The sequence below is a fragment of the Caballeronia sp. BR00000012568055 genome (assembly GCF_029439455.1).
In the GTDB taxonomy this organism is placed as follows: Bacteria; Pseudomonadota; Gammaproteobacteria; order Burkholderiales; family Burkholderiaceae; genus Caballeronia.
The window spans coordinates 1-20866 of sequence record NZ_JAQFVG010000249.1 but is presented as its reverse complement, the minus strand read 5'-3'; the positions used below and the strand labels follow the sequence as shown (position 1 = coordinate 20866).

Genomic DNA, 20866 nt, shown 5'->3' with positions numbered 1-20866 from the left:
TAGACAGCCCCGGCATCAGCCGCATATGCAGCGCATCGAGTTCGGCCTTGCCGTATTCGAGCGCGGCCTGCTCGGCATCGTGCGCGGTCGCGAAGGCGCGAAACGGACCGATTGCATGACGCCTTCCACCGGGCTTTTCGATCAGCAGCATCGAAGAAAATTCGCCCGCGCGATGCGTGACGATGGCCGAAAGCTCACAGCCGTGATATTGGACTGGTATGGCGTCCATCGGTCACCTCGACAGGTCGGTTTAAAGATTACGGGTCTCTTGACTGCAATCTACGCAAGCATTGCGTCGAGCAAAACCCTGCATGTGAATGGCTCGTTGGGCGGCCCACATTTCGTGGGAACGAATGGCGCTCGCAAACGTTTGATGCGTTTTTCAAGCCTCGGGCCGCGGTCTGCGCGCGCGGCCAATCGATCGCACTGGCGTGGTGATCAACAACGAAGTCACGGTGATGGCCGCCCCACAATCCTTAACAGTCTCGATTCGGAATCGAACTTGGCGGACATCATCGAGGCGGGCGTGGGCCTGCGTTTCTGAGGCGCTGTCACGGAAGCGAAATATAGAGCCGTTAAAAGTTTCGTAGCGCGGTCGAAAGGTATGCACGGCCGTCACGATAATCAACCGGCAGTTCGTCGCCATGACCGACCTCAAACCCGGAGTTCTGGTGGTTTCCCCTCACCCAGGCGTCGCCGTGTTCGGCTGCGGCGCGTCGCTCGCGGGCGTGACGGATGCGCGCGTCTGCACGCTGTTCGCCGGGCCGCCGACCGAAAACGTGATGACCGACGAGGACACGCGAAGCGGCTTCACCAGCGCGCGCGATGCACTCGCCGCACGTATCGAAGAAGACGATCGCGCGTTGAACCTGCTGAACGCGGCGTCGATCCGTTTGAACTTCGTGGCATCGCGCTATGCGGCGCGGCGCGCCACGCGTGCGGAAATCGCGCAATCGCTGCAAAGCGTGCTGCGTGATTTTCGTCCGCAAGTGCTGATGATTCCGCTCGGCCTCTTCGATGCAGACCACGTGCTCGCGCATCAAGCCTCATGCGATGCCTGGCTCGCGCAGCCGGAACTCACGTGCTTCGCGTACGAAGAGAGTTTTTATCGGCGTGAACGCGGACTCGTGCAGCAACGGCTGATCGATCTTCACGCACGCGGCATCGACGCCACGCCGATGTGCGCCACCGCCGCCCAGCCTTTCGATGCCGAACGCCGCCACGCGCTCAAGCGTGAAGCGGTGAGCGCGTATGCCAGCCGCGTCGCCTCGCTCGGTCCCGACAGTTTCGACGATGTCTTCCACTCCGAGCGCTACTGGAAACTCGAACTCGCGGCTAGAACAGTTCCTGCTGGCCCGTCAGCAGCGTCATGAAGTCATCGCGCATGAACGGCAGAATGCCGTCCGCAATCGGCTGCAACTGCTTGCCGATGTAATGCTCGTAGTCGATCGGCGCATGGCGCGCTTCGACGGGTTCGGGACCGGCCGTGGTCATCACATAGCTGATCCAGCCGCCGTTCTGATATTGCTGCGGGCGGCCATGCTGCACGTTGTATTCATCGGCGATACGGGCGGCGCGTACATGCGGCGGCACATTGCGCTGATAGTCGCTCAAGGTGCGGCGCAGCCGCTTGCGATAGATCAGCAACTCGTCCAGTTCACCGCGACGTGTGCGTGACACGTAATCGCGCACGTAGTCGTCGTAGGCTTCGCCTTTGAACACGCGCATGTATAGCTCTTGCTGGAAGCGTTGCGCGAGCGGCGTCCAGTCCGTGCGCACCGTTTCCAGCCCTTTGTAGATGATCTCTTCGCTGCCATCCGCGCGTTTGGTTAGTCCAGCGTAACGTTTTTTGCTGCCCTCTTCCGTGCCGCGAATCGTCGGCATCAGAAAGCGTTTGAAGTGCGTTTCGAATTGCAATTCGAGCGCGCTCGTCAGGCCGAATTCATCTTGCAGATGGTCCCGCCAGTATTCGTTCACATGCGCAACTAAAGCCCGTCCGATGCGCGCGGCATCGTCTTCATCGCGTGCGCGGCGCAGCCAGACGAAGGTGGAATCGGTATCGCCGTAAATCACGCTATAGCCGCGCGCTTCGATCAGCTCGCGCGTGCGATGCATGATCTCGTGGCCACGCATGGTGATCGACGAAGCGAGACGCGGATCGAAGAAACGGCAGCCGCTGGAACCGAGCACGCCGTAGAACGAATTCATGATGATCTTCAGCGCCTGCGAAAGCGGTTTTTTGTGCTGACGTTTCGCCGCTTCACGCCCTTCCCACACCTGTTCCACGATGGCCGGCAGACAATGCTTGTCGCGTGAAAAACGCGCGCCGAGAAAGCCTGCAACCGTGGCGTCTTCCGCTTCGCTCATGCCTTGCGCAAGACCGACAGGATCGATCAGAAACGTGCGGATAATCGACGGATACAGGCTCTTGTAGTCGAGCACGAGCACGGAATCGTAGAGGCCGGGACGCGAGTCCATCACGAAGCCGCCGGGACTGGCTTGCTCGGGTACATCGCCCAGATTCGGCGCCACATACCCCAGCCGATGCATGCGCGGCATATACAAATGCACGAACGCCGCCACCGAGCCGCCGCTTCTGTCGGCCTGCAAGCCCGTCACGGTCGCGCGTTCGAGCAAGAACGGTAACAACTCGGTCTTCTCGAAGACCTTGGTCACCAGTTCGCAATCCTTCAGGTTGTAACGCGCAAGCGCCGGTTTGTCTTCCTGAAAACGCCGCTCGATCTCGTCCATGCGCGCGTACGGACTGTCGATCGCCTTGCCTTCGCCGAGCAAGGATTGCGCGACATACTCCAGACTGAACGACGGAAAATTCCACGTCGCCGATTTCAGCGCTTCGATGCCGTCGATCACCCATCGGCCAGCAATCGACACGAACCAGTGATTGCGATTCAGCCCGTGCTCGCGCCATTCCATCACGCCACCATCACGGCCGATGGCGAGCGGCACGCCGTAGTCATCGGCATGTTTCTGTAACACGCGCAGATCGAACTGCACCACGTTCCAGCCAATGATCGCATCCGGATCATGCCGCGCCATCCATGCGTTGAAACGGCGCAGCATATCGGCGCGGCTTTCGCAGTATTCGAGCGCGAAATTCTCCTTCGATGATTCGCCGTTTTGCGGGCCGAGCATATAAACCTGACGCTGGCCGCACCCTTCGAGTGCAATCGAATAAAGCTCGCCGCGAACGCTCGTTTCAATATCGAGCGAAACCAGTTTCAATGCCGGACGATAGGCGGGCGCAGGTTTGAGTTCGCTGAAGATGTAACTGTCGCGCGCACCATCGGCATCGAACAAAACCGGTGCAGTGATGAATCGCTCCATCAGATATCGCTCGTGCGGGCGGATATCCGCTTCGTAAACATTCACGCCGGCCTGACGCAAGGTTTTTTCAAGCGCAAGCAACTGGCGATATTGCGGGCAATAAAGCCCCAGCACAGGTTTGTGACGAAAGTCGGTCAGCGGCAATTCGCGCAATTGCGCATCGCGCACGGTGGCAACCAGCGATTCGGCACGCGCGCGATCTTCCGCGCGAATAAATGCGACCGGCGTTTGTAATGCAATGCGGATTGTGCGCGGGCCGTCGTCAGTGGCGAGCCAGAAATCGACTTCGACACCGGACGCCGTATCGCGCCAGTGACGTGTCAGTAAAAAGCCGTGTCGATGCGTGGCCAAACCCGTTCCTTCGAAATTGCCTGCAATCGAAGCATTTTACTGTTGGCACACAAAATACAAACGGGCGCTCACAAGAGCGCCCGTCGAAGAAGAAGGAAATGCGGCAGCGGGAATCCGGTCGTCCACCATCCCTCTCGCGGATGGTCCCCGAAGGACGGGCCGGGCCCGCTGCCGCTCAAGCAGCCTGTGCGACCAGGCTTGGCCGTGGCGGCATCGAGACCGCCACGTTTGCGAGCGCCGCTTCTTGCAGTTCCTGCGATTCGGGCACTTCGTTCTTGATGGACACAACCTCCAGAACGGCTTCTTGATTGGCCTGTCGAGCGGCCGCCGCTTTCTTGGTCTTCCCCGCGCGTGACGGCGGCTGGCAGGCCCCGCACACCACGTTGTTCTGCAAATCATGCTTGTGTGCGACAAACTTCCCGGTGCAGCGGCAGCACGACGTCATCTGCAGCATGCCCGCGTCGAAGAAGCGCACGAGAGTCCAGGCCCGCGTGAGATCGAGCACCGCCTCGGCATTGCTATGGCTGCAATGCTCCAGATACAGGCGATACCCCTTGGTCAACGCATCGAGATGCGAGCAACCGGCTTCGTTCCGAAGGAACTTGTAGGTGTTGTAGAACAGCGATGCGTGGATGTTGGCCAGCCACGTCATATACCAGTCCGCGGAGAACGGCAGCATGCCTTTGGGCGGCGATGCACCCTTCACTTCGCGATAGAGACGGATCATGCGGTCCCGCGAGAGCGTCAGTTCGCTCTCCAGCACCTGCATGCGCGCGCCGAGTTCGATCAGCGCGATCGCACGGAACACTTCCTGGGCGTCTTCGGTGAGGCTCTTTTTCAGCATGGCTCGCTCCGTCACTAACGTTTGCGGATTTAAGCGAACTGTTCCGCCGGCTGGCCAGCCAGCAGGATTGCCGCGTGCGTCGGCGCAATTTCCGCATTCTTCGCGGGTTGCGTCAGGGCCGACAGCATCGTGTGATCGTTGAAGCGGAAGGCGCACAGCAGGTTATCGGCCGATGCGAGCTTCACCACTTGCGCGAGCGAGAGGCTCGACAGCAAGTCGGCGAGTTCCTTCGACAGACCGAGCCGGAACATGCCGATAGCGCGATCCTCACGCAACAGACGCTGCGCGAGCATCAGGTACGACAAGTTGATTTCCCGGATCGATTCAAGCGTTTCGCGACCATTCATGGTTGCAACTTCCAGTAAATCCCCGAATTGCTTTGCCGGCTTTTGCCGATATCTTTTTTGTGCCTCACCGCACCTTGGTCTGTCCGGCTACGTACCGCGTATGTTTTGTTTCAGGCCGTTACATCTTGTAACAGCACTGTGAAACGGATTCTAAGAACAGTCTGAGATCAAAGCAAGAGTGTCTTAAAAATATTTTGTTGCAAACAACACTTTGGATCGGTCAAATTTACGATGCGGTAAAACCGGGTAAGGCGACCGAGATAACCGTGACACGTATTTGAAGCTGGCGCTTAATGAGACAGGCTCGATTTTGGTTAGATTAATTGCCTGACGCCAGCAATAACGGGGGATTCGCCGCTTTGGTTGACGGCTTTTCAAGGTATTTTTGAGACAAATACGCGTGCTGAAAAATCGGAAAAAATGCCGCGATAACCGGATTTACCGATTCGCGGCATTTTGAGTAAACACGACCGACACGGTGTTACACCTGTGTGAAGCCGATTGTTGTGAGTTGAGTTAACACAAATTCAGCGCTGCGGAACGCCCTTACTCCACGCGCCCCAATGTGTAACGATCTCCTGCACAAACGGATTACCCGTCAGATACAAATTCTGGATAGCCGGTGCAAAACCGCCCTGCGCCGCGTAGTTCAAAAGATTGTCCGAGGCCGTTTGCCCGTGATAAGGCCGGTCGAAATCCGAACCGGCGCGCAACACCGCCAATCGCGACAAATCCACCCGATTCGTACTTGCGGCGCGTTTCAGCGCTTCGTAGGTGGCGTTGTCTTCCTGCTGCGTCGTACAGTAGATGCCCTTGCCGTCCGTCAGCAGCCTGGTCCAGTAACGCGCCCGCTCACCGATATATTTGCCCGACCACCAGGTATCGCCGGCGAGCGTGTCGCATTGAATGACCTTCGGCGGTTGATTCGCGGGCGCATAGCTGAACTTCGCGCGCGCAACCTTGGCGTCGTCGCTATCGGAGAGCGTGACATTGCGGGAAATCGCGTAAGCCGCATCCGCAAGCGATGCATTGAGCGCATAGGCCTCGGTGCGGTAATCGGGCGGCGGCTTCTCCGTCGGCCCTTTCGTGTTGGTGCCGATGAAACCGCTCGGCCAGTCGGCGGGCTTCTCGCGGGCATCGAGTTCCCACTGAATGCCGAAATCGACCAGATACTTCGCCCATGCGGCCGAACCGAGCGTACCGCGCGCCGGATCGATCCCGGCGATACCCGCGATCAGAAAGTACGTCTTACGCAGATCGAAGCGATCGGAAAACGTCAGCGCCATGATCGATGCCGCCGCGTTGGTGTGACCCATGCCCGTCGTCATGACGCAAACGTCGTTGCGATTGCAATGCACCTCGGGATAGTCCGGCGACAGACCCGGCACCTTGACCGCATCCCACGGGCCGAGATTGTCGAGCCATACCTGGCCCTCGGGACCGAACATCGAAATGATCATGACCTTGACCTGCCGGCCACCGTGGCCGTCGCCATGACGGTCGAAACCGTGGTCATCGTCCTGGGCGAAGGCACAGCCGGTGAGTACCGAGACACTCGTGAGGCCAGCAGCGAGCACGCTGGCACAGACGGTTTTGCGAAGGGTCTTCTTCATGGCAGGCAGATTCCTCGTGAAGGTTCGAACTTCGAAGGAAAGCCGCGCCCTTTGCTGCGTGGATGGTTTCGATTGCTCGGGCGCGGCCAGCCCGAGGGATTATAGGAGGGTCAATAAGATTGGGAAGGGAAACGTAAGGGGGATGCGTTTAATGACGGACGTTCATCGGGCCGTCATTCATATCGGCATTTTGTGGTGGCGAGAAGTCATCGGACACAGGCGCGCCTCGCCAATGCAAACCTTGTTCTGCAAGCGCGATTCTGATCTGCTCTTCCCCTTCAGGCGAGTCGAGCCGATAAAGGTCCTTTTGCCGGAACGTCCACCATTGCGGCTGCATGCGCGGTTCGAAGAAGAGCGTTGCCGCCGCGCTGGCGCATTGACGCGAATACCAGCGAAGCGCCGCGCCGTGCTCGTGGCCGGCGGCGCGCAATTGCTCCATCGTGCGCATGGTGAAGTTGTGCGTATTCGCGTGATCGGGGTCTTTGAGCATGCGCTCCCACTGCTCATCGAGTTCAGATGAGGCATTCACTACGGCCCGGCGATACGGCGAGCGAAGATCGAGCACGGATGCGTCGAACGTTAGTTCGAGCCGCGCGAGCATCATGCCCTTGAGATGAAAGCGATCCGTATAGACATACCCGTTGTCGATCGACGCATATCGCAGCACGGTCTCCCATAATGCGGCAGCGCGCGTCTCGCCCGTGTAGAACATGCCGTGCGCGCCGTCACGCCAGGCAAGTCTTGCCTGCGAGTGGGGATTGGATGCGGTCGGCGCGTACCGGCTTGAATAGACATGCCAGTAGGTGCCAAGTCCTGCCTTCGACAGTACGACCTTATGCAAAACATCGATATCACCAGCCCGCATCCTGCTCCCCACCAAACTCTTGCCTTGCAACGTCGATGACCCGCTGCGCAGCGGTGACGAAGACGTCGGCAGGCTTGTTGCCATCGAGCAAGGCATGCGGCGAATACAGCCAGAAGGCGATCCGCCAGCCGCCGCTGTCCTCCAGCGCTGCCAACACGCTCAACAACTCCGCCGTTTCCGGACGAAGCATGCCGCGTTCGAACTGAAAATCCGGATACCGGTAACCGCGATCCTTCGCCGACCAGACGCCAAACAGCGCACCGTCCTTTCGCAGTCGATAGGCATACTGATTGGGATTGGCGACTTCCGTTGCCATGCCGAGCAACGCCGCGACGCCTTTGCCATCGCGCCAGTTTTTCGCGAGCAACTGATTGCGGAAGTCGATGGCCGCTTGTTCGGGATCGGGCGCGCGCGCAGGTCCGTTCGCTGGTTCGTTATCGCACAGCGCGTCAAGCAACTCGACCAATTCCGCATATTTGCCATCGGCTTCGACGACGACCGAGTCTTTCGACTTCAGCCACATGCGGACATCGTCTTCCGCGACGCTCGCGAATTGCGTTGCATCGGCGGAAGGCGCGCTGAAAAAACGCCGTACCGCATCCGCATGGTCGTAAAGCCCTTCCCGTACCGAAGAATGCGGATTGGCAACCAAAGGCAGCATCGCCTGAAACTGCCTCAGCAGTTCATAGCGAAATCGCGTCTGACGATCTTCGTCACGAACGTAAAAACACAGCCGCACACCGTGCGCGCGACGCGGCGCAATGGCATCGCGCACGCTGATCTTGCCCATATCGACGAACCGATCGTGACCTTGCTGGGCGACTTCAAAAAATATGAGTGATGACATGACTAAAGACTCCCGATGCCTCCGAGACCTTTAGTCTAACTACGGTTATTGTAGTTATCAAGGTTATTCTAGTTATCCTCGTTCCGCGAGGCTAACTTCCGCTTCCCGAAGCCCGCGGCGGCGGCGCGTTCGATGCCACACTCGCCGATTGCTGCGCCTCGCTTGTCGGATGCTCCGCCGCCTTCGACGGCTCGCCGCGCTGATCTGCGCCTGCATCGCCATCGGTGCCGTCTTGCGGCGAATCCGGGCCGCCCTCCGCGCCGTTCCCGTTGACGATCACGAAGTTCCGCTGCGGATTGGCAATCTCTATCCCCCGCGCCGTGAACTCGTTCAAAATGCGCCGATTGAATTCGCGCTGCACCGGCCAGCGCGAACTGTCGCGGCATTGAATCTGGCCGGCGAGCGTGACGGTCGAGCCATCGACGGCATCGACGCCCCAGAAGCTGAAGTCGGAGAGAATGCCATCGCGGAATGCCGCGTCTTCGCGCAGCGCCGCGCCGATTCCCTTGAGCGTCGATATCGCCAGATCGACGTCCTGTCCGAGTGCGATCGACACGCGCACCGCCGCATTGCCGATACCCCGATTCGTGTTGTTCACCGTCGATACCGAACTGAACGGCACGGTGTAAAGCGAGCCATCGCCGCCGCGCAAGCGCACCGTGCGGATCGACAGATATTCGACCGTGCCGGATACGCCCGCCACCGTCACCCAGTCGCCGACCTGCATCGCGTTTTCCATCAACAGGAAGATGCCGGTGATGAAATCCTGCACCAGTTTTTGCGAGCCGAAGCCGAGCGCCACGCCGAAAATGCTTGCGCTCGCCAGCAAGGGCGCGGTGTTCACGCCGAGTTCGGACAGCCCCGTCAGCACGACTACCATGGCGATGACGATGAACAAGGCCGTGCGCATCATCGGCAAGAGGGTGCGCAGGCGGGCGGCGCGTACGCGATCGCCGCTGGTGTTCCATTGCTCCAGCCGCTGTTCGACCAGCACGTTGGCACCTTCCCACACGATCACCGCGAACGCTGCCGCGACGGCGATCGTCGCCAGCGCCGAGGCGATCTTGTTGCCCACGCCGCCCGACGTGAAGAAATGCACGATATGCACGCCCCACACTTCGAGCAAGGTCACCACGGTCGCCACCGCGATCACCGTCTGGATGACGCGCCGAAACACCGGGTAATAACGGTACGCATGCTGATGCAGGATCGATTGACTGGACAAATCGACGTTTTCATCGTTCTCGTGAAAGATGCGTCCCAGGCCGCCGAACGCGACGATCGCGGCCACGCGCGCGCCCACCAGCACGAGCAAGGACACACCGCCGAGATGGAACAGCGTGCGATAGCCGTTCTGCACATCCAGTGCCCACACGAACCACAGCGCGATCACAAAGAAAATCGCCACGCTCGCCCATACGTCCGCGACCCAACTGCCGACCAGCGCAGTCGATTTGTAGCCGTGCATACGACCGCGAATGCGCTCGGCCACCGGCTGGCGGCATTCGAAAATCGTCCACGCGAGCATCAGGTGAATGTCGAGCGTGACGATCTTGAGAATGGCGATACGCGCGGCATCGGATAAACCGAGTGGCTGGAACGCGTTGGCGATCGCAATGCCCACACCTCCGACGATCACCATGCTGCGCAGCTTGCGATACGTGTAGATCACATAGTCATCGCGCATTTGCAGCAGCCGCAAACCCTTCGCATGCGGCGCGAGAAAGAACCCGCTCACGATGATGATCGAGCGGCAAATCAGATACACGTCGATGATCGCGCCCGCCACGTGCGCCTCCGTGGTGTTGTCGTCCATGATGACCGACATCAGCAGCGTCACCACGCCGACGAAGGCCAACAGCGGCACGAACTTCAGCACCAGATAAACCAGCGCGTTCGGCAGGCGTTGCAGCAGCGTCCAGTGCTGCGCGGCATGACGCTGCCCGCGCGCGGTCTCGACTTTCTGCTCGGCCACGTGCATGGCGACGGCATCGCCCGTTTTCTCGGCGATTTGTTCGGCGTGCTCGGCTTTGCGCTGATCGTGCACGAGACCGGGATCGGCGACTTCGGCATCGACCACGCCGCGCGCCGCGACCTTCGCCCGCAATCTGCGCAGCAAACGCGCGCAAAAATATTCGATGAGGAACGCCGGCAGCAGCGAAGCGAGCACCGTCCACGCGACATGCCCGAGCACCTCGCGCGCCTCGGGCGTCGCGGTGCGGTCGTGCCACCATTGCGCGACGGATCGGCCATTGAGCAGCGCGGCAATCGATGTGCGCAAATCCCGGCCGAAGCCCACCAGCCAGTTGCTCGCCTGCCGCGAAACCTGCGATGCCAGCCCGTTCGCCGTCAACGATTTCGCCAGCACGCTCGATGCGCCCGAAGCCGGCGCAGCGCCAGACGCTGGCTGCGGCGCGCTCGCAGGCGCAGGCGTAGCCAACGCGCCCGCAGCGGCCACCGCGCGTAATGTATCTGCGACTTGGGCGCGTTTTTGCGGATCGTCGAGTACGCTGAGTGCATCGCGCGCCTGCTGCGGCGTCAGCGCGACGGCGGGCTGCGATGCGTGATGCGCGGCATCGGCTGCGAAAGCGAGAGACGGCGCGAACGATAGCGCCAGCAGAAACACGAAAGTGATGGTTTTGCGCATAGGTCGAATGACGATCACGAAATGTCAGGAACTGGATGCGGACGACGCGCACGGCCTATGTTAAAGCCATCGGCTTGCGTGCGACGAGCCGGTTTCGGCAACGATCCTGAACAATGAATGCAGAACGCGCAGGCGTATCAGCAAATCGCCGAAGCCCGCAACGCCGCAATGGGCGGTCGTATGTTGCGTAGCACAAGCCGCACCCGCCCTGTGCGCTTTCGCATGATGGAAAATCGGCGCGTTTCTTAGTGCTTCTCGCGCGCAATATCCGGTTCGAAGAACACCCAGCGCACTTGCGGAAAGGCCCGCTGCAAATCGTCTTCGATGATATTGATGGCGTCGATCATTTCGCGTCCGCTGGCGTATTCGATCATTTCCGCCTGCACCGCGACGACCACGTGCTTACCCCACTGCAAGGTAATCAGGCTGATGATGCCGGTGATTTCGCTGCGCGCACGCAAATGCGCATCGATCGATTTGCGCACTTCCGGACTCGCCGATTCGCCCACGATCATCGACTTCACTTCGCGCGCGACGAGGTACGCGATCACCATCAACAACACGCCCACGCCGATGGAACCGGCTGCATCGAATGCGGGATTGCCGGTGAGCATGGTCGCGAGCACCGCGACGAACGCGATCGCCAGACCGAGCAGCGCGGCAACGTCTTCGCCCGCCACCACCAACAGCTCCGATTCACGCGTTTCGCGGAACCATCGCCACATGGTCTTGCCGCCCGATGTCTTGCGAATCTCGCGCACCGCGCCCGCCAGCGAAAACGCTTCGAGCACCACGGAGATACCGAGAATCACCAGCGCGACGATCGGATTCGACAAAGGTTCGTGATGTGCGAGCCGATGCACGCCTTCGTACACCGAAAACGCCCCGCCGACGAAGAACAGCAACAGTGCGACGATCAGCGCATAGAAATAAATCTCGCGTCCCGAGCCGAGCGGATGCAGCGCATTGGCCGGGGCTTGCGCGCGCTTGAGTCCGAACAACAGCAACAGTTGATTGCCGCAGTCAGCGGTGGAATGGATCGCTTCGGCGAACATCGAGCCGGAACCCGTGTACGCCGCCGCGCCGAACTTGCACACGGCAATGCCGAAGTTCGCGGCAAGCGCGTAGAAGATGGCTTTCGGAGATTCTTCCTTCATGCGCTTATTTTGATTGTTGAGTTGAATTAAGCAACTTCGACGCGGCTCGCGCCATCGACCATTTCGCCGATGACGGCGGCATCGTTGAAACCGTCGGCGCGGAAAATGGCGAGCACTTCATCGACGGATTCGGGCGCGCAGGACACCAGCAGTCCGCCCGACGTTTGCGGGTCGGTGAGCAAGGCGCGGGCCTCGTCGCCTTCCACGTTCAACGTGATGTCCGAGCCATACGCGGTCCAATTGCGTCCCGACGCGCCCGTATAAACGCCCGCGCGCACGAAGTCGCGTACTTGCGGCAGCCACGGTAAATCGCTATAGCGGATGCGCGCGGTCAAACCAGCGCCGCGCGCGAGTTCGAGCGTGTGACCGAGCAAGCCGAAGCCGGTGACATCGGTCAATGCGTGGACGCCTTCGAGTTGCGCGAGGTCCGCGCCGGGACGATTGAGCTTGGTGGTTGCGTCGATCATGGCCTGGTAGCCGGCGGCATCGAGCTGATCTTTTTTCAGCGCTGCGGACAGCACGCCGACGCCGAGCGGCTTGCCGAGAATCAGCACATCGCCGGGGCGCGCGGCGGCGTTGCGCTTCACCTTCGACGGATGCACGATGCCCAGCGCCGCGAGCCCATAAATAGGCTCGACGGAATCGATCGAATGGCCGCCCGCGACGGGAATGCCCGCCTCCGCGCACACCGCTTCACCGCCCTTCAGCACCTGCGCGATGACTTCGTGCGGCAACACATTGATCGGCATGCCGACGAGTGCGAGCGCGAGGATCGGTTTGCCGCCCATCGCGTAGACATCGGACAGCGCATTGGTCGCGGCGATGCGGCCGAAGTCGAACGGATCATCGACGATCGGCATAAAGAAATCGGTCGTCGCGACGATGGCTTGCTCGTCGTTGAGCTTGTAGACGGCGGCATCGTCGGCGGTATCGTTGCCGACCAGCAGATTGGGGAACGCCTGCATCGGCGCGCTGCGCTTAAGCAGTTCGGCGAGCAGTCCCGGCGCGATCTTGCAGCCGCAGCCGCCGCCGTGCGACAGGCTCGTGAGACGGGGAGAAGTCGTATCGTTCATGGTGTTTCAGCCGGACGAAAGAGCCACATTATCGCCGCTCGGTGACATCCTCGCGTTTGAAGAGACCGGGATAGTCGAGCACGAAACCGTCGGTATCCACTGTCAGTTCGGCGGTGAAGTGCGTGTCCAGCCCGTCATAGCGATAACGCCGGTTCGGTTCGATACAGCAATACGCCTGCTCCACCGCGCTCACGGTCAGCGTCGGCACCTGCACGTAGACCACGCGAATCACATGCCGCTCGCCTTCCTGCAAACGCAGACGGCGAATCGGCAAGGTATTAGTGAATGGCGTCGCCGTCAGATCCACGTCGATGCAGCCGCGCAGCGCTTCCTGCAGCACGCCATCGGCATCGGTCCATTCGGCGAGCGCGTGCTTATGCGCGACGTCGCATGGTGTGCGATGCAAATCGAGCGTGCGGCCATCGGCAAGTCTCAGCGCGAGCCGCGTGACCTGCCAGCGCGTATCGCATTCGATGCGGTACATCAGGCCGAACGCCTGCGCTTCATGTTCGCCCGCGACCACGCTTTCGATCACCACGCCCTGCGCGTCTTCGTGCATCACCAGATGTTCCAGCCCTGCGCCGTCCTGTTGCGACCATCGCACCGCTTTCATCGCGCACCTCGTTCGCCGTTAAGCGCCAAGTAAGCGACAAGGATACAACGCGCGGCAAGCCTTTCGGTCACCCTTCCAATTTCGATTCGCGCTCGACTCGCAAAAACATCGCACGATATACTTCAGGCCATCTCGAAAATGCGTGTTTCAGTCCCTCCACGCGATCCGCAAACCGCGATCCGCGCAGCACGTTCACCCTCTTCAAGCGCCCCAAGCCCAATCGACATCGCATGAAAAAGTCCTTCGTCCCCGCTTTGTTCGCGCTCGTTCTATCGGCCTCGATGTTTCAGTTCGTTCAGGCGCAAGAGACGCCCGATCTGCCGGAAGATTATTCGTATCTCACCAAACTCCACGTGCCCGATTCGGTCGTGCAATGCGTGGCCGCGTTCGATCACTGGGTCGAAAACGCGCCCAAGTGGGACACGCTGATCGTGCCCGACCGGCGCGTGCTTGCCGCGAAGATCGACAGCGAAACGCCGATCTTCAGCACCGGAAATCCGATTCCCGTCGATCAGGTGATCGTCATGCGCGCGTTTGCGAAAGCACGCGGCACCGCGAAGTGGACCCGCGTAGACAGCCGCTGCGGCGTACGCGATGGTCACGTGGTCGGGGTATCGCTGACACCGAATATCAAGGCTCAAATCGTTCGTTAAGCGTTCTGCTTGCGACTCCTTTTCGTGAATATTTCAAGCCACACGTTTGCTTACAAACGAACACGGCTTGTCATTTTGCCAACCGCTACATTGGTCCTCATGGATTCACACGGAGAAACCCATGAAGAAGTTGGCAATCGTTGCGGCACTCGCTGCGTTGCTCGGTAGCACGTTGTCGGGTTGCATCATCGTGCCGGACGGCGGTGGCGGTGGATGGCATCACCATCACGACGACTGGCGTTGATTCGTGACGTCGCTCGATGATTGAACGACGTTAATGATCCGCACACACGAAGGGAGAACGAACATGTTGAACAAGACGAAGAAGACACTGCTTATCGCATCGCTGGCTGCATCGCTGGGTTTGGGGATGGCGAGCGTGGCATCGGCGCAGGACCATCATGATTATCACCATGTATCGGTGACGGTGGGCTGGCATGGCGATCGTTACTATGATGGTCACCGCTACTGGGAGCGTCGTGACTGGGAGCGCCATCACCCGGTTCATCATGAACCGCCGCCTCCGCATCGCTACTAATTACGCTTGATACGGTTGATTGAAGGTGAAAAAGCCGCAGCGATTTTTCATGTCGCTGCGGCTTTCGCTTATGGTCTCCACGCGCCCTACCAACTCTTCGGATCGCCGCCCAGTTCCTTGCATGTGTCATAGGCGATCGCCTGCAATTTCGCTTCGCCGATTTGTCCCGACAGCGCGTATCCGACGCGATCCCACGCCCAGTAATACGTCGTGCGCGGACCATCGCGCAGCAAGCGGACCTTGCTGTCATTACGGCGGATGGTGGCGGTCGTCATGTACAGCGTGAGACGTTCGCCCGCTGCGTTCTGATACATGAATTGCGCGGCCGGTCCTTCTTCGTCCGGCAGCAAACGGCCGCCGACCAACTGAAAACCGTACTCGGTCAGCGATGGAATCGTCACGCTGCGCTTCAACCGATTCGATAGCCACGTCACCAGATGATCCTGCTGCGTCGCATCCACTTCCACGGCATGACGCTTCTCGGGCGCATACACCGCATACGCGATATCCGCGCGCTCGGCAAAACGCATCGGCGATTCGCCGCGTAATGCGGGCAACAGCATATGCATCAAAAACCCGCACGCGATGCCAACCACCAAGAAGCACGCAGCCAGCAAATAACGCTCTTTCGCGCGCGGCCGCATCAGAACCACTTGCGGCTCGCTCTGATCCGCGAACAACGCGCGCAAGGCATTGTCCTGCGCGCGATATGCCGCGACCGTCGCCGCACTGTCCGCATCGTTGGCGATGCGTGATGCGACGGCATCGCGTTCGGCGCCTTGCAGTTCATCGTCGATATAAGCAGACAGCGCCTGCAAGTCGCGATCTTCCGGAGTGTCCTGAATTTTCATGTGCGGCTCACTACTTTCAAGGACGACGCCGGCTTCCTGCCCGTCTCTTCACCGAGCAGCACGCGCATATGTTCGCGCGCTCTGGAGAGACGCGACATCACGGTTCCGGTCGGCACGTTCAACACCACCGCAGCCTCCTGATAAGTCATATCCTCGACGCACACCAGCAGCATCACTTCGCGTTGCTCGACCGGCAGACAGTAGAGCGCGCGTTGCACATCGCGCAGAACCAGACCGTCTACTTCGCCGCGCGGCGCGGCCATCTGACGCCAGGGCGCGGTTTCATCGTCCACGGCGATATCGCGTTTGCCGCGCAACTGGTCGATAAACAAGTTGCGCATGATCGTGAATAGCCACGCGCGCAGATTCGTTCCCGCGTGAAACGACTTGGCGCGATTGAGCGCGCGCTCGGTGGCGTCCTGCACGAGATCGTCGGCCCAGGCGCGATCGCCCGTCAGCGCGCGCGCATAGCGCCGCAACTGCGGCAGATGCGCCAGCAGATCGCTTTCGAAACTCAAGGCTGCACGTCCCGTGCCGGGCCGAACGCGCCCGTGCGCGCCATCGTGCCGATCGCTCGCTTCATGTTCGATTTCCGTTGTTTGTTAGACGCGCAGGCCCGTGCGTTTATTCCTTCTTCACGAGCCCGCGCCGTGTTTCCTTCGATGTCAGGGCTTGACGACGTGCCACATGTTCTTGAAGTTATCGCCGTTCATATCGCCGGCCTTGGTGTCCTTCTTGAACGTGTAGACGCGCTTGCCGTCATAGGCCCATTGCTTGCCGCCGCTGGCATCGACCGTGGTCCATTTGCCGGACGGCTGATCGGAGCCGGACGCCATTGCGGCGGGCCATGCTTCGGCGCATCCGCCGGTGCACGCGCTCGGACCGCCTGCGGAGTCTTTATCGAAGGTATAGAGCGTCATGCCTTTCGAATCGACATACATGCCGTTCGATGCTTTCGGCGCATCGGCATAAGCCGTGGAAACGGCACACGCTGCGGTGGCTGCAAAAACGCTCATCAGGATTCGCTTCTTCATTGTCGTCTCTTCCTTGTTGTCGAAGTATCCGTAGAACGTTCCGAGGCGCTGCGCTATTCCGCGGACGATGAAATAAACCGGTGCGGCAGCGCCCTCGCACCGTGATTCGTGCCATCCCGCCGCATGTTATGCGCCCGCGGCGGCCGCGTCGCGCCAACGACGCGTATCGCGCAGCGGCGGCGCACCGAACAGGCGGCTGTACTCGCGGCTGAATTGCGACGCGCTTTCATACCCTACGCGATGCGCGGCGGTCGCGGCATCGGCAATTTCGAGCAGCATCAGCCGGCGCGCTTCCTGAAGGCGCAATTGCTTCTGATATTGCAGCGGACTCATGGCCGTCACCGCCTTGAAATGATGATGCAGCGACGAGACGCTCATATGAACGTCCCGCGCGATATCTTCCACGCGCAAGGGTTGATCAAAATTCTCGCGCAACATTTGAATGGCCTTGGCGATGCGATGCGTCTGACTGTCCTGCAACGCGATCTGCCGCAAGCGCGCGCCCGACCCGTTCATCAGCAATCGATACAGAATCTCGCGCTTGACCAGCGGCGCGAGAATCGGCACGTCTTCGGGGCTGTCGCACAGATGCAGCAGGCGCAGCACGGCGTCGAGCATGGAATTGCCGAGACGGTTGACATAGAGGCCGCGCGAGGCATCGGCGTGCGTGGTCGGCGGCAGATTCTGGTCCTGAATCAGCGAAGTGATTTCATCGACATCCAGATCCAGCCGCAAACCCAGATACGGCTCGGATTCGCTCGCCACGGACACTTGCCCGCACACAGGCAGATCGACCGATGAAACCAGATAGTGCATGGGATCGTAGTTATAGACCTCGTCGCCGACCATCAGTCGCTTAGAACCTTGCGCGATCAAGGCCAGCGCGGGCGTCTGAATGCCGTGCTTCGGCCCGCCCGGATTCATGATGCGATGCAAAAACAGCCCCGGCACCGGCATTTCGATCGAGCCTTCGCAGCCGATGGTAAAGCGGTCGATCAGCGAAACGAGATCGAGGCGAGCTTGATCCAGCGCGGCATCGGGCACGCCGCCGCCGTGGCGCGGGTCGTGCGGGTCTTTTTCGGTGAAGCCGGGAGTGTCGTTTAGCGCCATGATTTCCGGAGTCATTTGTACGTCGAAGATAGTCCGTCTAGCTTACTCGCGCGCGTGCGACCTTGCCCACGGCCTGCGCCGCCCTTTGCAGGAAAAGGCAATGATTCGACAGAATCAGGCTATGCCCCGGCTCCGGGCGAGGACGATACTGCATCGTCGGCGCGGATGGATCGCCTCGTCCGCGCCTTATCGGTCACACAGGAGCCACCATGCGCTACAGGAAATTCGGCAATACCGGTCTTTTCGTCTCGGAACTCTGTCTCGGCACGATGACGTTCGGCGGCGACGGCAACGGCATCTGGGGCAATATCGGCCAGTTGCAACAGGCCGACGCGGACAAACTGCTCGGCCGCTCGCTCGACGCCGGCATCAATTTCATCGATACCGCCGATGTCTACGCCGATGGCCGCTCGGAGATCATCACCGGACAGGCGCTGCGCAATTTGCAGGTGCCGCGTGAGAACGTGGTCGTCGCGACCAAGATTTTCGGCGAGACCGGCACGAAGGGCACGAATTCGCGCGGCGCGTCGCGCTATCACATCATCGATGGCGTGAAGGCGAGCCTCAAACGCCTGCAACTCGATCACGTCGATCTCTACCAGATTCACGGTTTCGATCCGGCGACGCCGATCGAAGAAACCTTGCGCGCGCTGGATAACCTCGTGCAGCACGGGCATGTGCGGTATATCGGTGTATCGAACTGGGCGGCGTGGCAGATCATGAAGGCGCTCGGGATTTCGGAGCGGCTCGGGCTGGCGCGTTTCGAGTCGCTGCAAGCGTATTACACGATCGCCGGGCGCGATCTCGAGCGCGAACTCGTGCCGCTGCTGCAGAGCGAAAACGTCGGCTTGATGGTGTGGAGTCCGCTGGCGGGCGGCCTGCTTTCGGGCAAATTCACGCGCGAAGGCGGCAAGGAAGAAGGCAGCCGCCGCACCAAGTTCGATTTCCCGCCGGTGAACGTGGACCGCGCGTACGACTGTATCGATGTGATGCGCAATGTGGCGGAGTCCAAGGGCGTGTCGGTGGCGCAGATCGCGCTGGCCTGGTTGCTGCATCAGAAGGTGGTGTCGAGCGTGATCATCGGTGCAAAACGTGTGGATCAGCTCGATGACAACATCGCGGCGACGCGCGTGACGCTCAATGAGGATGAACTGGCCGCGCTGGATGAAGTGAGCCAGTTGCCTTCGGAATATCCGGGCTGGATGTTCGCGCGGCAGGGGGAGTATCGGAAGAATCAGTTGAAGGAATTGGCGGCGGAGTGAGTTGAGCGTGGGTCGCTTGTCTCAGTACTTTCCCTGACAAAGCGACCCAAAACCCCGATTTTCCGCCCTTTATCTCAAAAATAGATACGCGCTATCCGCCGTATCGCGTTGCGGCATAACACCGCTCTGCCGACACTGTACGCACAACATCTCAACCGCATCACGGAGACAAACATGCGTACTCAAGTCGGCATCATCGGCGCTGGTCCTGCCGGGCTTCTGCTCTCTCATCTGCTGCATCTGCGCGGCATCGAATCGGTCGTGCTTGAAGTGCGCAGTCAGAACGATATCGAATCGACCATTCGCGCCGGTGTGCTCGAACAAGGCACGATGGACTTGCTGAATCAGGCCGGTCTCGGTGCGCGCATGCAGGCCGAAGGCGCGCTGCATCACGGTTTTGAGTTGGCGTTCGAAGCTCAGCGCAGGCGGATCGCGCTGACGGAACTGACCGGTCATTCGATCACCGTTTATGCGCAGCACGAAGTGATCAAGGATCTGGTGGCGGCGCGCATCGCGGCGAATGGCGCGCTGAAGTTCAATGTATCGAACGTGACGCTGCATGATTTCCACGAAGGCAGCGACCGCAATCCGCGCATCAAATATCAGCACGAAGGACGCGACGAAGAACTCGAATGCGATTTCATCATCGGTTGCGATGGTTCGCAGGGCGTCTCGCGCCAGCAGATTCCGGAAGCAGTTCGTCAGGACTACCAGCGTATCTATCCGTTCGGCTGGTTCGGCATTCTGGTCGAAGCGCCGCCCTCTTCCGATGAACTTATCTACGCGCGCCACGATCGCGGCTTCGCGCTGATCAGCACGCGCTCGCCCGGCGTGCAGCGCATGTATTTCCAGTGCGATCCGAAAGATTCCGTCGATGCCTGGTCCGACGACCGCATCTGGGCCGAACTCCACGCACGTGTGGATACCGCCGATGGCTGGCAGATCACCGAAGGCAAGATCTTCCAGAAGAATATCGTCGGCATGCGGAGCTTCGTCTCCACGCCGATGCAATCCGGCAAGCTCTTCCTCGCGGGCGACGCCGCGCACATCGTGCCGCCGACCGGCGCGAAGGGGCTGAATCTCGCGGTATCGGATGTGCGGGTGTTGAATGCGGCGCTGGTCGATTTCTACAAGGAAAGCAGCACCGAAAAGCTCACGCGATACACCGAAACCGCGCTTAAGCGCGTCTGGCGCGCCGAGCATTTCTCATGGTGGATGACGCGCATGCTGCACAAACTCGACGATACGTCGCCGTTCGAGCAGCGACTTCAGGTCGCCGAACTGGAGCATGTGACGACGTCGCGCGCAGCCGCGACTGCGCTGGCCGAGAACTATGTCGGCAGCGTGGCGGTTTAAGCGCTTCGCAAAACGGACGCCTCGAATACTCAGGCGTCCGTTCCGCTTTTAAAGCACCGCGACGACCCGCGCCTCGCCGTCCACCGACGGCACCACTTGCCCGCCGACGCGCCGGAACGTAATCGTCACGTTCTTCTCGCCCAGTCGCAAATCACCGATTTCCAGCCAGTCGATACCTTCCGGTAACTGCGGACGATCGATGCGGATTTCATTGTTGAGCGCATCGACACTGACGCCGAGACAGGCTTCCAGAATCATGAACGGCGCGCCCGCTGCCCACGCCTGCGGCAGACACGCGACCGGATAGGCGATCGGCCGTTCGCCGCGCTGTCGCGTGAAGCCGCAGAACAGTTCGGGCAG

The 20866-nt window shown here is 60.3% G+C and carries 21 protein-coding genes and 1 pseudogene; 6 read left to right on the top strand and 16 right to left on the bottom strand.

The features are described from left to right. A partial coding sequence (locus P7F28_RS14335; RefSeq protein WP_277185181.1) for a hypothetical protein occupies positions 1-229 on the bottom strand: 229 nt, incomplete at its 3' end. Positions 230-671: 442 nt separating this feature from the next. Here P7F28_RS14335 and P7F28_RS14330 point away from each other — a divergent pair. Beyond that, positions 672-1373, top strand: a complete 702-nt coding sequence (locus tag P7F28_RS14330; RefSeq protein ID WP_277185180.1) for a PIG-L family deacetylase — start codon at positions 672-674, stop codon at positions 1371-1373. Here the strand turns inward: P7F28_RS14330 and P7F28_RS14325 are convergent. The 10 genes from P7F28_RS14325 to P7F28_RS14280 all read right to left on the bottom strand — a co-directional run bounded on the left by P7F28_RS14325 (position 1336) and on the right by P7F28_RS14280 (position 13702). Further along, a complete protein-coding gene (locus P7F28_RS14325; protein WP_277185179.1) occupies positions 1336-3696 on the bottom strand; it encodes a DNA polymerase II in 2361 nt (786 codons plus the stop codon). The two genes, P7F28_RS14330 and P7F28_RS14325, sit on opposite strands and share 38 nt — an antisense overlap. A 175-nt stretch (positions 3697-3871) precedes the next feature. Continuing rightward, positions 3872-4540, bottom strand: coding sequence for a flagellar transcriptional regulator FlhC (gene flhC / locus P7F28_RS14320; protein ID WP_277185178.1), 669 nt, complete (start codon positions 4538-4540; stop codon positions 3872-3874). Between the two features lie 29 nt (positions 4541-4569). Next, positions 4570-4887 (bottom strand): flagellar transcriptional regulator FlhD, encoded by a 318-nt coding sequence (flhD, locus tag P7F28_RS14315; protein WP_277185177.1) that lies wholly within the window; start codon positions 4885-4887, stop codon positions 4570-4572. A gap of 527 nt (positions 4888-5414) precedes the next feature. Further along, entirely contained in the window at positions 5415-6500 is a 1086-nt protein-coding gene (locus P7F28_RS14310; RefSeq protein WP_277185176.1) for a purine nucleoside permease, read from the bottom strand. Positions 6501-6648: 148 nt separating this feature from the next. After that, complete coding sequence (locus P7F28_RS14305) at positions 6649-7365, bottom strand: RES domain-containing protein (protein ID WP_277185175.1); 717 nt, start codon at positions 7363-7365, stop codon at positions 6649-6651. Continuing rightward, entirely contained in the window at positions 7352-8212 is an 861-nt protein-coding gene (locus P7F28_RS14300; protein WP_277185174.1) for a hypothetical protein, read from the bottom strand. Before P7F28_RS14300 ends, P7F28_RS14305 begins: the two co-directional genes overlap by 14 nt. A 91-nt stretch (positions 8213-8303) precedes the next feature. After that, positions 8304-10859 (bottom strand): mechanosensitive ion channel family protein, encoded by a 2556-nt coding sequence (locus P7F28_RS14295; RefSeq protein WP_277185173.1) that lies wholly within the window; start codon positions 10857-10859, stop codon positions 8304-8306. A gap of 245 nt (positions 10860-11104) precedes the next feature. Further along, a complete protein-coding gene (locus P7F28_RS14290; RefSeq protein ID WP_277185172.1) occupies positions 11105-12016 on the bottom strand; it encodes a cation diffusion facilitator family transporter in 912 nt (303 codons plus the stop codon). 26 nt (positions 12017-12042) lie between these two features. Beyond that, positions 12043-13089 carry a selenide, water dikinase SelD gene (gene selD, locus P7F28_RS14285; RefSeq protein WP_277185171.1) on the bottom strand — a complete coding sequence of 349 codons (1047 nt, stop codon included), beginning with the start codon at positions 13087-13089 and terminating at the stop codon, positions 12043-12045. A 28-nt stretch (positions 13090-13117) separates the two neighbouring features. Continuing rightward, on the bottom strand, positions 13118-13702 hold the full coding sequence (locus P7F28_RS14280) for a putative glycolipid-binding domain-containing protein (protein ID WP_277185170.1): 585 nt from the start codon (positions 13700-13702) through the stop codon (positions 13118-13120). 230 nt (positions 13703-13932) lie between these two features. On the opposite strand from P7F28_RS14280, the gene P7F28_RS14275 reads away from it, so the two are divergent. From P7F28_RS14275 to P7F28_RS14265, 3 genes are all read left to right on the top strand, one after another. Further along, entirely contained in the window at positions 13933-14355 is a 423-nt protein-coding gene (locus P7F28_RS14275) for a BspC domain-containing protein (RefSeq protein WP_277185169.1), read from the top strand. 121 nt (positions 14356-14476) lie between these two features. Further along, positions 14477-14599, top strand: a complete 123-nt coding sequence (locus tag P7F28_RS14270) for a hypothetical protein (RefSeq protein WP_277185168.1) — start codon at positions 14477-14479, stop codon at positions 14597-14599. A gap of 63 nt (positions 14600-14662) precedes the next feature. After that, on the top strand, positions 14663-14893 hold the full coding sequence (locus P7F28_RS14265; protein ID WP_277185193.1) for a hypothetical protein: 231 nt from the start codon (positions 14663-14665) through the stop codon (positions 14891-14893). Between the two features lie 86 nt (positions 14894-14979). Here P7F28_RS14265 and P7F28_RS14260 read toward each other — a convergent pair whose 3' ends face one another. The 4 genes from P7F28_RS14260 to P7F28_RS14245 all read right to left on the bottom strand — a co-directional run bounded on the left by P7F28_RS14260 (position 14980) and on the right by P7F28_RS14245 (position 17903). Continuing rightward, the gene (locus P7F28_RS14260) at positions 14980-15744 is read right to left on the bottom strand and encodes an anti-sigma factor (protein WP_277185167.1); all 765 of its coding nucleotides are present in this window, start codon (positions 15742-15744) and stop codon (positions 14980-14982) included. Further along, positions 15741-16262 (bottom strand): RNA polymerase sigma factor, encoded by a 522-nt coding sequence (locus P7F28_RS14255; RefSeq protein ID WP_277185166.1) that lies wholly within the window; start codon positions 16260-16262, stop codon positions 15741-15743. The genes P7F28_RS14260 and P7F28_RS14255 overlap by 4 nt, the downstream gene beginning before the upstream one ends. A 147-nt stretch (positions 16263-16409) precedes the next feature. After that, entirely contained in the window at positions 16410-16778 is a 369-nt protein-coding gene (locus P7F28_RS14250) for a hypothetical protein (RefSeq protein WP_277185165.1), read from the bottom strand. A gap of 126 nt (positions 16779-16904) precedes the next feature. Further along, complete coding sequence (locus P7F28_RS14245) at positions 16905-17903, bottom strand: AraC family transcriptional regulator N-terminal domain-containing protein (RefSeq protein WP_370467322.1); 999 nt, start codon at positions 17901-17903, stop codon at positions 16905-16907. A gap of 194 nt (positions 17904-18097) precedes the next feature. Here P7F28_RS14245 and P7F28_RS14240 point away from each other — a divergent pair, with 194 nt between their 5' ends. Together P7F28_RS14240 and P7F28_RS14235 are read left to right on the top strand one after the other, a co-directional pair. Then, positions 18098-19150 (top strand): aldo/keto reductase, encoded by a 1053-nt coding sequence (locus P7F28_RS14240; RefSeq protein ID WP_277185164.1) that lies wholly within the window; start codon positions 18098-18100, stop codon positions 19148-19150. 174 nt (positions 19151-19324) lie between these two features. Continuing rightward, positions 19325-20506: a 4-hydroxybenzoate 3-monooxygenase gene (locus P7F28_RS14235; protein WP_277185163.1), complete on the top strand. Its 1182-nt coding sequence runs from the start codon at positions 19325-19327 to the stop codon at positions 20504-20506. A gap of 48 nt (positions 20507-20554) precedes the next feature. Here P7F28_RS14235 and P7F28_RS14230 read toward each other — a convergent pair. Then, a pseudogene (locus tag P7F28_RS14230) lies at positions 20555-20866 on the bottom strand (amylo-alpha-1,6-glucosidase); the annotation flags it as partial.

Coding starts and splice junctions, on each gene's coding strand:
- P7F28_RS14290 (WP_277185172.1), bottom strand. CDS start 12,016: ATGAAGGAAGAATCTCCGAAAGCCATCTTCTACGCGCTTGCCGCGAAC.
- selD (WP_277185171.1), bottom strand. CDS start 13,089: ATGAACGATACGACTTCTCCCCGTCTCACGAGCCTGTCGCACGGCGGC.
- flhD (WP_277185177.1), bottom strand. CDS start 4,887: ATGAATGGTCGCGAAACGCTTGAATCGATCCGGGAAATCAACTTGTCG.
- P7F28_RS14295 (WP_277185173.1), bottom strand. CDS start 10,859: ATGCGCAAAACCATCACTTTCGTGTTTCTGCTGGCGCTATCGTTCGCG.
- P7F28_RS14310 (WP_277185176.1), bottom strand. CDS start 6,500: ATGAAGAAGACCCTTCGCAAAACCGTCTGTGCCAGCGTGCTCGCTGCT.
- P7F28_RS14280 (WP_277185170.1), bottom strand. CDS start 13,702: ATGAAAGCGGTGCGATGGTCGCAACAGGACGGCGCAGGGCTGGAACAT.
- P7F28_RS14265 (WP_277185193.1), top strand. CDS start 14,663: ATGTTGAACAAGACGAAGAAGACACTGCTTATCGCATCGCTGGCTGCA.
- P7F28_RS14300 (WP_277185174.1), bottom strand. CDS start 8,212: ATGTCATCACTCATATTTTTTGAAGTCGCCCAGCAAGGTCACGATCGG.
- P7F28_RS14245 (WP_370467322.1), bottom strand. CDS start 17,903: ATGACTCCGGAAATCATGGCGCTAAACGACACTCCCGGCTTCACCGAA.
- P7F28_RS14240 (WP_277185164.1), top strand. CDS start 18,098: ATGCGCTACAGGAAATTCGGCAATACCGGTCTTTTCGTCTCGGAACTC.
- P7F28_RS14275 (WP_277185169.1), top strand. CDS start 13,933: ATGAAAAAGTCCTTCGTCCCCGCTTTGTTCGCGCTCGTTCTATCGGCC.
- P7F28_RS14270 (WP_277185168.1), top strand. CDS start 14,477: ATGAAGAAGTTGGCAATCGTTGCGGCACTCGCTGCGTTGCTCGGTAGC.
- P7F28_RS14260 (WP_277185167.1), bottom strand. CDS start 15,744: ATGAAAATTCAGGACACTCCGGAAGATCGCGACTTGCAGGCGCTGTCT.
- P7F28_RS14235 (WP_277185163.1), top strand. CDS start 19,325: ATGCGTACTCAAGTCGGCATCATCGGCGCTGGTCCTGCCGGGCTTCTG.
- P7F28_RS14305 (WP_277185175.1), bottom strand. CDS start 7,365: ATGCGGGCTGGTGATATCGATGTTTTGCATAAGGTCGTACTGTCGAAG.
- P7F28_RS14250 (WP_277185165.1), bottom strand. CDS start 16,778: ATGAAGAAGCGAATCCTGATGAGCGTTTTTGCAGCCACCGCAGCGTGT.
- flhC (WP_277185178.1), bottom strand. CDS start 4,540: ATGCTGAAAAAGAGCCTCACCGAAGACGCCCAGGAAGTGTTCCGTGCG.